The sequence below is a fragment of the Scleromatobacter humisilvae genome, assembly GCF_023231945.1.
Lineage (GTDB): Bacteria > Pseudomonadota > Gammaproteobacteria > Burkholderiales > Burkholderiaceae_C > Scleromatobacter > Scleromatobacter humisilvae.
The window spans coordinates 47,437-62,027 of the sequence record NZ_JAJLJH010000015.1; the positions used below are offsets into that span (position 1 = coordinate 47,437).

16 protein-coding genes are annotated in these 14,591 nt (G+C 72.8%); all 16 read right to left on the reverse strand.

The annotated features are described in order from the left end of the window. Positions 1 to 2: 2 nt before the first annotated feature. Complete coding sequence (locus tag LPC04_RS27685; RefSeq protein WP_275685569.1) at positions 3 to 1,598, reverse strand: hypothetical protein; 1,596 nt, start codon at positions 1,596 to 1,598, stop codon at positions 3 to 5. 85 nt (positions 1,599 to 1,683) lie between these two features. Beyond that, positions 1,684 to 2,568, reverse strand: coding sequence for a DUF1521 domain-containing protein (locus LPC04_RS27690; protein WP_275685570.1), 885 nt, complete (start codon positions 2,566 to 2,568; stop codon positions 1,684 to 1,686). A 135-nt stretch (positions 2,569 to 2,703) separates the two neighbouring features. Then, positions 2,704 to 3,582, reverse strand: a complete 879-nt coding sequence (locus tag LPC04_RS27695) for a hypothetical protein (protein WP_275685571.1) — start codon at positions 3,580 to 3,582, stop codon at positions 2,704 to 2,706. A 13-nt stretch (positions 3,583 to 3,595) separates the two neighbouring features. Continuing rightward, a complete protein-coding gene (locus tag LPC04_RS27700) occupies positions 3,596 to 4,264 on the reverse strand; it encodes a response regulator transcription factor (RefSeq protein ID WP_275685572.1) in 669 nt (222 codons plus the stop codon). Continuing rightward, complete coding sequence (locus LPC04_RS27705) at positions 4,261 to 5,349, reverse strand: sensor histidine kinase (RefSeq protein WP_275685573.1); 1,089 nt, start codon at positions 5,347 to 5,349, stop codon at positions 4,261 to 4,263. The genes LPC04_RS27700 and LPC04_RS27705 overlap by 4 nt, the downstream gene beginning before the upstream one ends. After that, the gene (locus LPC04_RS27710; protein WP_275685574.1) at positions 5,346 to 6,074 is read right to left on the reverse strand and encodes a GNAT family N-acetyltransferase; all 729 of its coding nucleotides are present in this window, start codon (positions 6,072 to 6,074) and stop codon (positions 5,346 to 5,348) included. The genes LPC04_RS27705 and LPC04_RS27710 overlap by 4 nt, the downstream gene beginning before the upstream one ends. A 4-nt stretch (positions 6,075 to 6,078) precedes the next feature. After that, the gene (locus tag LPC04_RS27715; RefSeq protein WP_275685575.1) at positions 6,079 to 6,924 is read right to left on the reverse strand and encodes a hypothetical protein; all 846 of its coding nucleotides are present in this window, start codon (positions 6,922 to 6,924) and stop codon (positions 6,079 to 6,081) included. Continuing rightward, positions 6,921 to 7,403: a hypothetical protein gene (locus tag LPC04_RS27720; protein WP_275685576.1), complete on the reverse strand. Its 483-nt coding sequence runs from the start codon at positions 7,401 to 7,403 to the stop codon at positions 6,921 to 6,923. Before LPC04_RS27720 ends, LPC04_RS27715 begins: the two co-directional genes overlap by 4 nt. Next, positions 7,400 to 8,758: a FliI/YscN family ATPase gene (locus LPC04_RS27725; RefSeq protein ID WP_275685577.1), complete on the reverse strand. Its 1,359-nt coding sequence runs from the start codon at positions 8,756 to 8,758 to the stop codon at positions 7,400 to 7,402. The genes LPC04_RS27720 and LPC04_RS27725 overlap by 4 nt, the downstream gene beginning before the upstream one ends. Then, positions 8,755 to 9,384 carry a FliH/SctL family protein gene (locus tag LPC04_RS27730; RefSeq protein WP_275685578.1) on the reverse strand — a complete coding sequence of 210 codons (630 nt, stop codon included), beginning with the start codon at positions 9,382 to 9,384 and terminating at the stop codon, positions 8,755 to 8,757. The genes LPC04_RS27725 and LPC04_RS27730 overlap by 4 nt, the downstream gene beginning before the upstream one ends. Continuing rightward, a complete protein-coding gene (locus tag LPC04_RS27735; RefSeq protein ID WP_275685579.1) occupies positions 9,381 to 9,923 on the reverse strand; it encodes a hypothetical protein in 543 nt (180 codons plus the stop codon). The genes LPC04_RS27730 and LPC04_RS27735 overlap by 4 nt, the downstream gene beginning before the upstream one ends. Then, positions 9,920 to 10,696 (reverse strand): type III secretion system inner membrane ring lipoprotein SctJ, encoded by a 777-nt coding sequence (gene sctJ, locus LPC04_RS27740; protein WP_275685580.1) that lies wholly within the window; start codon positions 10,694 to 10,696, stop codon positions 9,920 to 9,922. Before sctJ ends, LPC04_RS27735 begins: the two co-directional genes overlap by 4 nt. A gap of 4 nt (positions 10,697 to 10,700) precedes the next feature. Next, the gene (locus LPC04_RS27745) at positions 10,701 to 11,114 is read right to left on the reverse strand and encodes a hypothetical protein (RefSeq protein WP_275685581.1); all 414 of its coding nucleotides are present in this window, start codon (positions 11,112 to 11,114) and stop codon (positions 10,701 to 10,703) included. Positions 11,115 to 11,197: 83 nt separating this feature from the next. Continuing rightward, positions 11,198 to 11,512, reverse strand: a complete 315-nt coding sequence (locus LPC04_RS27750) for a hypothetical protein (protein ID WP_275685582.1) — start codon at positions 11,510 to 11,512, stop codon at positions 11,198 to 11,200. Between the two features lie 35 nt (positions 11,513 to 11,547). Then, positions 11,548 to 12,699, reverse strand: a complete 1,152-nt coding sequence (locus LPC04_RS27755; RefSeq protein WP_275685583.1) for a SctD/MshK family protein — start codon at positions 12,697 to 12,699, stop codon at positions 11,548 to 11,550. Then, positions 12,696 to 14,582 carry a type III secretion system outer membrane ring subunit SctC gene (gene sctC / locus LPC04_RS27760; protein ID WP_275685584.1) on the reverse strand — a complete coding sequence of 629 codons (1,887 nt, stop codon included), beginning with the start codon at positions 14,580 to 14,582 and terminating at the stop codon, positions 12,696 to 12,698. Before sctC ends, LPC04_RS27755 begins: the two co-directional genes overlap by 4 nt. Between the last annotated feature and the right edge of the window lie 9 nt (positions 14,583 to 14,591).

The window sequence follows — 14,591 nt, forward strand, 5'->3', positions numbered from 1 at the left end:
GGTCAGTGGGAGGGCGGCGGCTTGATAGCCAGGTGCAGGTGATTGTGATGCAGGAAGTCGTTGTTCGAGATGGACAACACCGTCGGCGAGTTGTCCGGATGGCCGGCATAGGTGCCGTGGTCGGCCCACATCTGCCAGGGATCGAACAGTTCGCGTTCGGTGCCCTTCTGCGCGTAGAAGTTGTCGTAGAAGGCCTGGTAGACCGCGTTGTCGCGATCGGTCGTCGTCTCGTAGCGACTCGGATGAGAGTCGGGAACCCGCTGGTAGGCCGCCGTGCCGTCCTCGGGCGCGTTGTTGATGTCGTAGGTCCACTTCTGGCCCTGCGCATCGGCGTAGGTGATGGCGTTGATGTCGACGGCCCAGCTCGTGATGTGCAGCGAGCCTTCGTTGTGCGAGCTGGGGGTCATGCCCATCGCGGTGACGTCCGAGGGCGCCGGACGCCAGGCGCCGTTGATGGTGAACCCGGTCATGCCCGGCGTGGCGAAGGCCGCATCGATGGCCTTCTCGTAGACGGCGAAATCGGTCTTGCGCAGCGCGTCGGCCGTCGGCACGCCGGCGGCGTTGGCCCATCCGGAGACGTCGGGCGCGAACGAGACCTTGATGGTGCGATCGCCCCGCGTGACGTCCACCGCGCGAGCGCCGGCCCGGCTCGTCACCTCGATCTTCGAATAGAAGTCGAATCGCGCGGCGCGCCGCTCGGGCGTGCTGCCGGCGAAGTCCTTCATGCTGGCGAGATAGTCGGGCGTGACGTTCGTGTCGTCGAGATTGCCGCGCAGCGAGGCCTTGGCGTGCTCGCGCACCGCGTCGCGATGCGCGACGCGCGCCGCGTAGTCCGCCGTGCCCGGACTGCCGACGCGGGCGCTGGCCGACAGGGCCGAGAGCTGGTCGCTCGCCAGGCGCGTTCCGGCCATCGGATAGCCGTAGTCCTGGAACAGGATCGTCTTCGATTTCGCCAGGTCCTGCGGGGCGATGGCGCCGGTGCTGGCGGTGCGCGCCTGCAACGCCAGCAGGTATTGGGCGCTGGTGGTCTTCGCGTCCCCGTGGCCGAAGTCGAACGTCGAGCAGAGCGGGGGCAGCGCCTTGCCGCTGTCGTCGCGCGCGACGGACGACGTGCGCGGCGGCGGCAACGGCGCGGAGTGTGTTGCGGCGCCTGGCTCGAGCCCCTGGGCCGCCCGCGTCATCTGGGCGAGCGCGCCGTCGAACCGGGGGCCTCCGGCGTCGGCCGTGGCCAGGTCGTAGAGGTTGTCGCGAAGCGAGGCGTCGAGGCTCGGGGACAGCTTGCCGTCGACCAGCGCGTTGCCCAGCTGCTCGAGCGCCTGCTGCACCTGATGCGACTGGGCGGGCGACAGGTCGCCGCGCTGCATGGCCGTGCGCGCATTGGTGCCCGCATCGTCGACCGCGCGCGCTTGCGCGTGCGCAGACGGGGCGGCCGTCGAGGCGGCGATGCGAAAGCCTTCGAGGGCGCGTTGGGCCGGTTCCAGCGACTGGTTGCGCACGCCCGCCAGCTGGGCCTGTGCCGAGGCGACGGGCTCGTCGCCGCCGGCGGCGAGGGACGTGGCGACCGACGAGGCGCCGGCCGATTCGAGTTCCGAGAGCATCGCGCTCGTCTCCTGGTTCAGGCAAATGAGCGCCGCCGGCACCGGGGCGACTGCCCGGTGCCGGCGACGGGCGGGGCGGGCGAGCTCAGGCGAACAGGCGGCCCAGCTTCAGCGAGACGTTCACGTTGACGTTGAGGTCGGCGCGCGCGAAGACGCTGCCGCCGAGCCAGGGCTCGAAGCGGATCGGCGTGACGGTGTTGCCGCCGTGATCAGGATGCGCATGGCCACCGCCGGTGCCGCCGTTGTTGCCCTGATACTGGCCGCGGAAGACGATGTTGATCAGGCCATCCAGGACGCGGAAGGCTTCCTTGTAGGCAGTGGCGATCTGCTGCTGCGGGTTGCCCGTGGCCGGGCCGGACTGCGCCAGCGACGGGTTCTTCAGCACGTCGGTCGCGTTGATCCAGTTCTGGTCGACCGCATGCGTGCCGCCTTGCGCATCCACGGCGACGAAGCCGTTGCCGGTCGCGTTCTCGCTGATCTCGTTGCCGTCGGAGACCGCCCAGTCCATCGTATGGCCCCAGCCGGCTTCCTCGTGGATCGCGAGGTCGCCGTGCGTGTTGCTGTCGACGCCCGTGATCTGCACGCCGTAGCTGCCGTTGGTGATCGTCACCTTGGACGACAGGTCGGCGTTCGGATTGGCGGCATACGGCGTGGTCTGGATGGTGACCTTGGTGCCGTCGTCGAGGTTGAACGTGGTCGTGCCCCAGAAGTCGAAGGCGTGCTGGCCGTTGACCGACACGTGCGGGTCGCCCGAGGCCTGGTAGACGGCACCGGTGTGCTTGTTCGTGATGGTGACGGTGTTGTTGTCGTCGGCCGTGATCTTGTAGTCGTCGTTCTCGAACACCGCCTGGCCGCTCTGCATCGTCGTGCTGGCGTGGCTGGGATTCGTGATCGGCGAGTTCAGGAACAGGTTGCCGGACGCGCTGGCGTCCGTCGGGGCCGCGGGCGCGGCCGTGATGCTGGTGGTCATCCTCTCATCTCCCTGAGCTGGTTTGAATCGATACCGGTTGCACCCCTTGCGAACCGATGCGCTATTGAAGAGGTTTCTGTCGCGCTCGGTAAGCTGGGTCGGTTACCAGCTGGGAATCGACCTAGTCGGCCGTCGTCAGTCCGCTTCGACGCGCAGGACCCAGCCGGCGTGCAGTGGCGGCGACGCGATGCCGGGGATGTCGGCCCCGGCGCCAGGCAGGCGCAAGCCGATCGGCACCAGCTGCGCGGCCAGCGCGCGGCGGCCGTGGCGGGGCGCGGTCAGCAGCGAGACCGGCTGGTCGACGCCACAGGCGCAGGCGGTCTCGCCGTGCCATCCCAGCAGCGCGGGCGGCGTCAGCCGCAGCGGCCTGGCCAGCACGGCCAGCGTGGCGTCGGCGCGCGCGAGATGCTGCAGCGGTGCGGCGTCGCTCCAGGCGAGCCGGCCTCGATCGGGTTGCCACTGCGCCGGCCAGGCCTGGACCTCGTCGCCGCACTGCAGCCGCAACTCGCACGGCCATTGGCCGTCGGCGCCGAAGGACTCGCGCAACAGCCAGCCCGCGCCAGGCTGCTGCAGGGCCTGCCGCTCGTCGTCGGCCAGGACGTCCTGCGCGAGCACCAGCTGCAGCGGGAGTTCGTCCCAACGCACCGCGTCGCGCCAGAAGCCGGCCAGCTCCGGCGCCGGCCGACACGCGAGGAGGGCCGGCCACGGGAGCTCCACCGTCGCGGCGAGCTCGCCCCAGCGCCAGTGCAGTCTGGCGACGGGCGTGTCGAGCGACGCCGGCGTCTCGCAAGGCGACGGATCCAGGGGTTCGCCCAGCCAGTCCTCGAGCCACTGCAGCAGGGACTCGGCGTCCGCCAGCAGGGCAGCGGCGCGCAGGCTGGCGGCGGCGCGCGGCGGCCAGGCGGCGGCGCGGTGCAGGGCGAGACGCAGCGCGCCGTGACGCGTCGGCGCGATGAAGGAGACGGCCGCGGCCGGGCGGGCGGCGGCGTCGATGTCGGAGGCGAGCTGCGTCATGCGGCGGATTCCTTCAGTGCACGCAGCCGCTGGTGACCATGCGCACGAGGTGCACCAGCGACGTGGCCTGCATCTTGTCCATCAGGTTCGCGCGGTGCAGGTCCACTGTCTTGACGCTCAGGCCCAGGTCGCGCGCGATCGATTTGTTGATCTTGCCGGCCATCACGCCGGCCAGCACCTCGCGCTCGCGCGGCGACAGCGCGCCCATGCGGCGCCGGAAGGCCTGGACCTTCTCCTCGTCGTCCGACTGCACGACGGCGCGCCGCTGCACCTCGGCCCCGCGCGCGAAGGCCAGCGCGAGGGCCGCCTCCAGCGCCGCTTCCTCGAACGGCTTCTCGAGGAACGTGACCGCGCCGCGCTGCATCGCCTGCACCGCCAGCGGGACGTCGCCGTGGCCGGTCATGTAGATCACCGGCAGCACGATGCCTTCGGCGGTGAGCGCGTCGTGCAGGTCCAGGCCGGACATCTGCGGCATGCGGAAGTCCAGCAGCAGGCAGGCCTGGCGGCCGTCGGTCTCGGGCACGGCGATGCGCTCGGCGTGCCACGCGCGCAGCGCCTGCAGTGCGGGCGGCGCACCGTCGAGGGCGCGGACGTCGTAGCCGAGCCCGGTCAGCCACCAGGCGCAGGACTCGCGGAACTCGGCGTTGTCGTCGACGATGAACAAGGTGTGGCTGGTGCTCATGCGGGTTCTCCTTGCGGTCGTTGGACGGCCAGCGGCAGCGCGACGTGGAAGGCGCATCCCGCGGGTTCGCGACGGCTGAACCAGAGCCGTCCCTGGTGCAGCTCGACGAAGCTGCGGCAGATGTTGAGGCCGATGCCCATGCCGCTCGGCTTGGTCGACACGAACGGGACGAACAGGCGCGCCTGCGCGTCGTCGGACACGCCGCAGCCGGTGTCGGTGATGGCCACCTCCACCTGCGCGGCGCCGGGCTGCACGTGCGCGCCGAGGACGCGAGGCGCGCCCGCCGGCAGGCCGCGCATCGCGTCGAGCGCGTTGCGCACGAGGTTGACGAAGACCTGCTGCAGCATCGTCTCGTCGCCGACGACGATGCATCCGTCGCCCGTCGGCGCCGACAGCTCGAGCTGCACGTTGTCCCGCGCGATCTCCCAATCGAGCAGCTGCATGCTGGCGCGCAGCGTCCGCATGAGGTCGAAGCGCACGCGCTTGGGCTGGCGCGAATGCGTGTACTCGCGGATGCGCGTGATGATGCGGGCCGCGAACAGCGCCTGGTCGGTGGCGCGACCGAGCGCCTGGCGGATGTCGTCGCCGGGCGCGGCGTCCTCGCGCGCGAGGCGCATCTGCACGCCGCGCAGCAGGTTGACGATGGCGCCGATCGGCTGGTTGAGTTCGTGCGCGAGGGTGGTGGCCATCTCGCCGATCGAGACCACGCGCGACGTGAACAGCAGCTGCTCGCGATCCTCGAGATGGCGCTGCACGGCCTGGTCGCGCGCGCCGGCGTCGACCAGGCGCAACGCGCGCCGGCCGCCGGCCGCGGGCGCGAGCGTCGCCTCGAAGCCGCGGCCGTCGACCTGCACGAGCGCGCGCGCCTCGCCGGGCGCGGCCAGCAGCAGCGCGAGGCCGTCCAGCCGTTCGCACAGCGCGGCCAGCGGCGCGCCGACGCGCAACGGCGCAATCAGCGCGGCCGCCGACGGCGTGCACCACGGCAGCCAGTTGTCGACCGTGTCGATCAGCAGCGCGGCGTCGCCGAACGCGGCCAGGGCCTGTTCGGCCGGGTTCGTCCGTTCGTCGACCAGCACGGCGCTCATGCGACCGCCGCCGCGTTGCGCATCCCGGCGATCGCGCGGCGCAGGCGCGCGCGGCGCGGCAGGGCCTGCGAGGCCAGCCAGTCGGCGCGCGTGATGAGGTAGTGGCGCGCCGGTTCGCCCTCGTAGGGCAGCACGCCGGCGTCCATGAAGCCGAGCGCCAGCACGCAGCTGCGCACCGCCTCGTGGCGGACATGGCAGACGGCCCAGACGCGCTCGCGCCCCAGCGTCTCGAATGCGTGCTGCAGCAGCGCCTCGCCGCCCTCGTCGGACAGTCCAACACCCCAGGCGCGCGGCAGCAGTCGGGCGCCGAGCTCGATCTCGCCGTCGCGCCCCGGCATGGGCATCAGGTTGAACCAGCCGACGAACTCGTCGACCGGCTGTGCGAGCGCGGCCAGCGCGGCGGGGGTCAGCGCCTCGCGCATTGCCGGAGCCGCCAGTTCGGCGTCGCTGAAGCGGCGCACGGAGCGTTCGGCGTGCCAGATGCCCAGGCCTTCATGGGCTCGATACAGCGGCTGAAGCCGGCGCAGGAAATGCTCGCAGACGTCGTGCCGGTGCAGCGGGTGGTCGTCGATCAGCAGGGCGCGCATGCGCGCGTCGGCGTGCATCTGCACGAGTTGCGGGCGGTCCTGCACGACGAATTCGCGCAGGCGGAGCCGGCGCGTCCGCAGCCAGGCCGCGGGCCGCGCCGCGACCGGCGCCAGGACAGGAGTGGAGGCAAGGGTCATGGGTTCATCTCTGCGGGTCGTCGTCGACCTCGAGGCGGTCGACGGCCTGGCCGCGCGCGCGCAGGCGCCGGCGCAGGCGTTCGGTGTAGGCGGCCAGGTCGCGCGCGGGCAGGCCGTTGCCGGCGGTCAGCTGCAGTCCCCAGCCCGCGGACGCGTCGCCGCTGATGCGAAGCGCGGCCAGCGGCGTCAGCGGATCGCCGAGCGTGAAGGTCCACTGTGCGCCGCGGTCGATGCCGGCGACGTCCTGCGTCGAGGGTTCGCGCAGCCAGGCCTGCGTCACGCTGGCGGCGACGTCGTGGGGAGTCAATGCGGATGGCGTCGAAGCGGCGGCCGTGTCGTCGACGCCCGCGAGCAGCGGGTTGGCGGCTGCAAGAAGGGTTTGCAGCGCAACGCCTTCCGGCAAGCGCTTGTCGGTGTGGCGGCGGGAGTCGCGCTGCAAGACGTGATCGTGGGCCGAAGGGCGCGGGCGGGGCCGCGCGTGGCGCGTGTCCTCGGCATCCGCGGGTGCTTGCGCGACTTCGGCCCGCGTCGTCGGCGCGCGCGACTCGCGTGGCTGGGCCTGCTGCTGTCCCTCGCTCGCGGACGTCGCGGCGCGCGGCGGCGTTGCGACTGGCTTGCCCGCGACGGGCATCGCATGGGCCGCCGCGGACTCCTCGTTCGTCGAGTCGCCGCGGGAATTTCCCGGGCGCGGGGAGGGCGGCTTGTCGGGCGATTCGTCGACCGCTGCGTTCGCCCGCTGCGCGGCCGCGCGCAGGCTGTCGCCGAACTGCGTTGCGACGTGCGCGCCATCGTCGCTGGTCGCGTCGCGCGCGGCGATGCGGTGCGAGGCCGAGGCGTCGACCGGCCTCATGACCAGGCCACCCTGCCGACGCGTATCGCGGGTTCTGCCGCGTCCACCATCTCGTGACGCAGGACGGCCGAGCTGGCGGCCTGCCGCAGCATCTGCCGTGTCTCGTCCTCGCGCGCCCGCTCGCGCGCGCGGCGCGCCTGGGCCGCGGCGAGATTCGCGCGTGCCTGGTCCAGTGCGCGTTGGTCGTCCAGGCGGGCGTCGAGATCGCGTTCGTGCTGCTCGACGAGATGCGCGCGGCGCGCCATCGTCGACGGCACGAAGCGCGCGAGCTCACGCGCACCCTCGCCGACGATGAAACGTGCGAGCTCGGCCCGCTCTGCCTGCCAGTGCGCGATGCGCGCGTCGCGGCGGGCCAGCGCGGCCTCGGCGTCGTCGACCTCGCGCGCGCAGCGCACGCAGTCGCGTGCCGCCGCAGCGGCGCGCAGGGTGCGCAGGCGAAGCAGCTGCGCGAGTTCGCGGACCTCGGGCTCGCGCGTCATGTGGCGACTGCCTGCAGGCGCCGCAGCGCCTCGTCGAACGGGCTGGATTCGTCGGGCGGCTGGCACAGCAGCGCCCGGATCGCTGCCTGCTTGGCAATGGCCTCGTCGGCGAGGGCGTCGCTGCCCGCCTTGTACTCGCCCACGCGCAGCAGGAACTCGATCTCCGCATGGCGCGCCATCAGCTCGCGGGCGCGGCCGGCGGCCTGCCGATGTTCGGGCGAGGCCACGCGCGAGAACACGCGGCTGACGCTGGCCAGCGCGTCGATCGCGGGATAGTGCTGCGCCTGCGCCAGCTTGCGCGAGAGCACGAAGTGGCCGTCGAGGATGGAGCGCACCTCCTCGCCGACCGGATCGCTGCCGTCCTCGTCCTCGACCAGCACCGTGTAGAAGCCGGTGATCGAGCCGCGGGCGTCGTTGCCGGCGCGTTCGAACAGCCGCGGCAGCTCCGCGAACACCGACGGCGGAAAGCCGCGCCGCACCGCTGGCTCGCCGATGGCCAGGCCGATCTCGCGCAGCGCGCGCGCGAAGCGCGTGACGGAATCCATCAGCAGCACGACCTCGTCGCCGCGCGCGCGGAAGCCCTCCGCGATCGCCGTGGCCGCATGCGCGGCGCGCACGCGCTCCATCGCCGGACGGTCGGAGGTCGACACCACGACCACCGAGCGCGCCAGCCCCTCCGGCCCGAGGCTGTCGTCGATGAATTCGCGCACCTCGCGCCCGCGTTCGCCGATCAGCGCGACGACGTTGACGCGCCGCGCCGCGCCGGCGGCCGCGGGCTCGCGCGCGGCGCAGGCCTGGCGCGCCAGCATGCCCAGCAGCGTCGACTTGCCGCCGCCGGCCATCGCGAAGACGCCGACCCGCTGGCCGCGGCCCACGGTCAGCACGCTGTCGACGGCGCGCACGCCGGTCGCCAAGGGTCGGTCGATCGGCAGTCGCGCGAGCGGATCCGGCGCGTCCGCGTAGATCGGCACGCGTGCCGCCAGCGGCGGCAGCGGACGGCCATCGAGCGGACGGCCGAAGCAGTCGACCACACGCCCCAGCAGCGCGTCGCCGAACGGCAGCTCGGACGAGGCGCCCAGCACCTCGACCTCGGCGTCGAGCGCCATGCCCTGCAGCGACGACAGCGGCACCAGGAGCGCGTGGCCGTCGCTGAAGCCGACCACCTCGGCCAGGATCGCCTCCGCGGCGCCGTCGGGCGCGTTGGCGTCGACGATGCGGCACTGCTGGCCGATGCGTGCGTGCACGCCGCTCGCGCGCAGCAGCGTGCCGAAAGCCTGCACGATGCGGCCGCGCTGCGTGACCGTGCGCGTGCGCCGCAGCGCATGCACGAGCTGGTGGTCGAGCGGGCCGTTCATCGCGCCTCCAGCGCGTCCCAGGCCGACTCGAGCCGGCGCAGCTGCGTGTCCAGGCCGGCGAGCGTGGTGCCGGAGCGCGTGACGAGGCGGCAGTCGAGCGGCGCCAGGGCGGCGTCCTCCTGCACCGAGATCGCGAGACCGTGCGAGCCGGCGGCGGCGCGCTCTCGCACGCGCTCGGCCGCCGCGGGATGGACGACCAGCGTCACCGGCTCGTCGTCGACCAGCTGCCGCACCGCCTGGCGTGCGATGGCGGCGACGAGCTCGGCGGCGTCGAGCTCGCCCGCCAGCTTGCGCACGACCTCGATGGCCAGCATCGCGACGGAGGCCTCGGCCTGCCGGCGCAGCGCGACGCGTTCGCGCTGCGCGGTAGCGGCGATATCGGCTTGCTCCTTGGCGAACTCGTCGCGCGCGGCGCGGCGGCCGGCGGCGAGGCCTTCGGCGTAGCCGGCGTCGCGGGCGCGGTCCTCTGCGACGGCCAGTCGCACGCCGTCGGCCTCGCGCCTGGCCAGCAGGGCCGCGAGCAGCTCGCGCCCGTCGGCCAGCGCGCGCAGTTCGCCGGCCGGCAACACGCGGCGAGCGGTGGCGACGTTGACGTCCCCGGTGACGAACAGCGCGACGTAGCTCACGCGGCCTCCACCGGAATTTCGGCGACCAGCGCCAGCGCCTGGCCGACGAGCGGACGCGCGATCGCGAGCGGACACAACGTGGCGCGCGCTTCGGCGGCCGGCAGCAATGGGCCGGCGACGCCGCGCATCCACGCCGCGCCCAGGCTGCCCAGCAGCACCGCGCGGCCGGAGCCGTCGAACAGGCGCTGCAGGTCGCCGGACGGCGGCACGGCGGGCGCCTGGATCGGCAGCGCGGGACAGGCCATCACGCGGGCGAGCGTCGCCGTGCCGATCAGCGTGCGCGCGATCTCGATGCGGCGGCCGTCGATCCACAGCCGCATGCCGGGCGCCGCGAACAGGGCGCCCGTCACGCGGACCAGGCGCAGGCGCGCGTCGGCCGGCCACAGGCACCAGTCGGGCAGTTCGCCGAGCTGGCGCCATTCCACGGCCACCGCCTCGGGCGCGGACGCCAGCGGGCCGTCGAGCAACGTGCGCGCCACCGCGGCGCGATGGGCGCGGCGCGTGCGCATGTCGTGCATCGCGGGGAAGGTCGCGCTCACGGGGCCACCTCCAGCGTCGTGATGCGGGCACCGGCGGCGCGCGCCGTCGCGGCCTGACGGCGCCGCCACAGCCACAGCCCGCCGCCGGCGAGCAGCCCGGTGGCGCCGACGGCCGCCAGCAACGCCAGCACCACGTCCAGCGGCGTGCCGGCCGGCGCGTGCGCGGCGCCGGCCTCGGGCCAGTCCTGTGCCGGAAACAGCGCCACCGTCACGTTGTCGTAGGGCAGCCCTTCGACGCTGTTGACGACCAGCGCCTTGATCTGGCCGACGCTGCCGGACAGGTCGACCCCCGCGCGATGCTTGATGAACACCGCGGCCGCGGCGGGCATCGGCTTGTCGGCGAGCGGATCCTTGTCGGGCAGCGCGAGCTGCACCCGCGCGACGATCACGCCGTCGATGTGCGACAGCGTGTTGGCGATCTCCTGCGACAGCGCGTGCGTCAGGCGCGCGTGCTCCTCGATCGGCGACGACACGAAACCGTCCTTCTTGAACACGTGGCCGATGCTGTCGAAGCTGTCGCGCGGATAGCCGTTGGCGCGCAGCACGGTGATCGCGCGCGCGAACTCGGACGGCGGCGCGACGACGGCGAAGTTCGCGCCTTCGCGCGCCTCCTTGTCGGCGTCGAGGCCGGCGTTGCGCAGCACGGCGACCATCTCGTTGGCCTGCTGCTCGTCGAGCTGGGCGTAGAGATCCTGCGTGCCGCAGGCGGTCAGCAGCAGGGACGCCGCGAACGGCAGCAGCGCCGCACGGGCGAGGGCGATGAATCGGCGCATGGTGTCAGCTCTGTTGACGGAACAGCTGCTGCAGGCCGTCCGACGCGCGGTTGGCCATGTTGGAGGTCAGCTCGCAATGGAACATGAACTCCTGGCAGCGCACGGTCAGCGAGACCATGTCGCCGGGCGACAGGTCCTTGCCGGCCTGCATCGCGGCCGAGGCTTGCGCTCGCAGCGCGCCGGCCTCGCCGTTGATGTGCTCGAGCGGCTGGAACAGCGCCTGCACCGCCGGGTTGATGCGGTTGTCGGCGTGCGACGCCAGCTCGCCCTGGCCGCCGCGCGCCTGCGCGGTGCGCAGCGCGTCCTGGAAGCCGGACAGGTCGGTCAGCGAGACGCCGTAGCCGGCCTGCAGGTCGGCGCCGTGCATCGCGGGCGGCATCGCCGCGTGCAGCGCGGCGGCGGAGATTTCGATGGCCATCTTCGGGTCCTCGTCGCGCCGGCGCGCAGCGGCGCCGGCGTTTCCATGAGAGGCCGGCGGCGCGCGCCACCGGCCGCGACGGCTTACTGCTTGCGCGCCATCGTGTCGAGCGCGCTGCCCACCGAGCTCAGCGACGTGTGCGAGCTGTCGGACAGATAGCCCATGCGCAGCGACTCGGCGGTCAGCATCGTGATGGCCTTGGGGTCGTCGTTGCCGTCGCCGATCGAGTTCGACATGGTCGAGATCGTGTTGGCCTCGTCGTCCAGCGACTTGCTCCAGGCCTGCGCCATCGCGTCGAACCAGTCGCCCGAGGTGGACGAGCTGTCCGACGCCGGCGTGCTGGTGGTCAGCGGGGCGGTGGCCATCATGGACAGCGGATTGATCGTGGTCGTGCTCATGGGGTGCTCCTTGCGTTGGTGGGTGGGGGAGAGGATCAGAAATCGAGCTGGCTCTGGCGGCCGTCGCGCGTCAGGACGACGCGATGCGCCTCGATGGCCTTGACACGATGGCCCGTCGGCAGCAGCGCGCCGATGAAGTAGCGGGTGCCGTCGGCGGTGACGACGTAGGCGCTGTCGCCCGGCACGATTGCCGCGACGCGCTTGCCCGGGTCGTCGGCGACCGGCGTGTTCTGCGGCGGCGGGGCGCTCGGCTCGTTGCTCACGGCGAGCTCGCGCAGGCCCACGACGTCGCGCCGCGCGGTCGCGGCGGCGCGATCGACGGCGCCGGCGTCGGCCTCGTGCGCGTGCACCAGCACGTGGCCCGCGCCGCCGTACTCGGCGCGCGCGGTCACGCCCTGCACGCGGAAGACGTCGGCGACTGCATCGACGAGGCGCTCGCCGGTGACGACGTCGACCGGCACCTCCCCGAGTCCGGCCTTGGCGAGTTGCTGCTGCAACGCGTCGCGCTGCGCGTCCGTCGCGAGTTCGCCGTGCACCATGACGCCGGTGGCGCCGGCATCGACATGCAGGTCGCGCCACTGCGGCTGGCTCGCGAGCACGTGCGCGACGGCCGCGCGGCGGTCGATGGCCGCGCCCACCGGCGCGGACAGCAGGTGCGTCATGACCAGCAACAGCGCCGCCACGGCCGCGAGCACCGCGCCGCCGAAGGCCAGCCCGCGTTCGAGGCCATGCGCCGGACGCCGCGACGGCGGGTTCGGCGACGGCTGCGCGCCGGCGTCGTTGCCGGGCCCCTGCGGCGGCGCATCGGCCGGAAGCCGCCAGTCGGCGTTGTCGGCCTCGCCCAGCGCGAGCACGGTCGCGCCGAGTCGCAGTGGCGTATAGAGCCGCCAGTCGGTGGCGCTCCCCGCGGTCAGCTGCTGCGTGCCGATCCGCACCTCTCCCGCGAGCACTTCGAGCCGGGCCGGCGCGGTGCCGCGCGGCGTGACGCGCACGCGCGTCGAGGCGATCGTGGCGTCGCGCAGCTGCACCTCGGAGCAGGCACCGGCGTGCAGGCCGCCGATCTCGAAGCTGTGCCAGGCGACGGGCGCATGCGCGCCGCGCTGCTCGCCATCGAGCACGCGCAGCTCCAGCGCCGTGGCCGAGGGCGCGTCGGCGTCGGCGATGAAGGGCTCCGCGCGGGCGTTCATTGCGGACCTCCTTGCGAGCCGGGCGGCGCCGGCAAGGGCGTGATCGCGCCGGTCGAGACGGCGGGCACGGGCATGGGCGCCGGCTCGTTCTCGCTGGCCGGGGCGAAGCCGCGCGGCGTGTCGATCAGTCGGGCGCCCACCGCGGCCGACGCGAGCGTGGAGTGGCTCGGCGCGAGCCGCGGCGAGATCAGGAACAGGCGCTCGATGTGCTCGTTGTTCTCGTTGCGCGTCTTGAACAGGTTGCCGATCAGCGGGATGTCGCCGAGGAAGGGCACCTTGTCGACGTCGTTGCTGGTGGACTGGCGCATCATCCCGCCGATCAGCAGGCTCTGGCCTTCCTGGATCAGCGCCTGCGTGTTGACCGACGAGCGCTCGACCACCGGCAGGTTGTCCACCGTCTGCGTCGTCAGCGAGCCATCCTCGATCCTGACCAGCAGCTTGATGCGCACCTGGCCGTCGTCCTTGAACACGTGCGGCGTCACGCGCAGGTTGGTGCCGGCGGTGACGTTGAACAGGTCGACGTCCTGGTAGCCGTTGACGCGCACGTAGAAGGTCTGGCTGTTGTCGAACACCGCCTCGACGTTGGACAGCGTGACCACCTGCGGGCTCGACACGACGCGCGCCGCGCCGTCACTCTGCAGCGCGTTGATGCGCGCGATGAACTTGCCGGCGTCGCCCAGCACCGCCGAGACGAAGCCGCCCTCGCCGATGGGCGTGATGTTGACGCCGGGCTGCAGCAGCGTGTCGGAGCTGTCGCCCTTGCCGAACAGGATCGAGTTGCTGCCGTTGCCGTTGAAGCGCCAGTTGATGCCCAGCTTCTGCGCCTTGGTGGTGTCGATGTCGACGATGGTCGCCTCGATCTCGAGCGACTGCGGCTCGACGTCGAGCGCCGTCACCAGCTCCTGGTACTGCGCCATGCGCTCGGGCAGGTCACGCACGATGACCGCGTTGAGGCGCTGGTCGACCTCGATGCGCGCCTGGCCGGGATCCATCGTCGCGGCCGCGGGCGGCGCGCCGCCGTCGTCGATGGACGCGGCGCCCGGCGCGTTCGCATAGACGGCGGCGAGCGCCTGGGCGACGCCGTTGTCCGGGCTGCGCGTGCCGGCGTTGGGCGCGCCGAGCGTGCCAAGGCGGTCGCTTGCCGCGTTGCGCGCCAGGCCCTGGCCGCGCAGCTTGGGCACGGTGGTGCGCGCGTCGGACTCGAGCGCGCCCTGGCGCGACTTGTTGGTCACCAGCGAACGCAGGATGCTCGCCACGCCGGGCACCTGCACCTTGTTGCCGCCGAACTCCATCGTCACGTCCTGCGCCCACGCGTAGCGCAGGTAGAACACCTTGAAGCCCAGCGGCGGCTGCGCGAGGTTGGCGGCCTGCGCCACGTGGTACAGGTCCTCCACCTGCTCGACGAAGCGCGGCGTGCCGATGGCGATCAGGCTGCCGTCGGGCGTCGCGCGCAAGGTGTTGTGGATGTCGACGAGGCGGGCCTCCTGCACCGAGCGCCGCACGCGCTCCGACAGTGTCGGCGTGGTCGTCAGCGCACGCGTGGCGATCTCGCTGGCCGCGTACACGTGCACGACGACGCCGTCGTAATACGTCAGCAGTCCGAACGAGCGCGAGATGTCGCGCAGGATCTTCGCCGGCGGCGCGTTGAAGCTGCCGCTGACCTGGCCGTGCACGTTGGGGCTGACGTCGACGGGCAGGTCGAGCCGGCCGAAGAAGTCCTGCAGGAAGGCCTGGATCGGCTGCTCGCGCGCGGTCAGCGACAGCGGCGCGTCGCTGGCGATCGGGACGGCGGCGGCCAGCGCGCCGCCGCAGGCGAGCAGCGAGACGGCGAACAACAGCGCGGACAGCGGCTGCGGATGGAACAGGCGAGACAGGAGATGCATCGGTCGCTT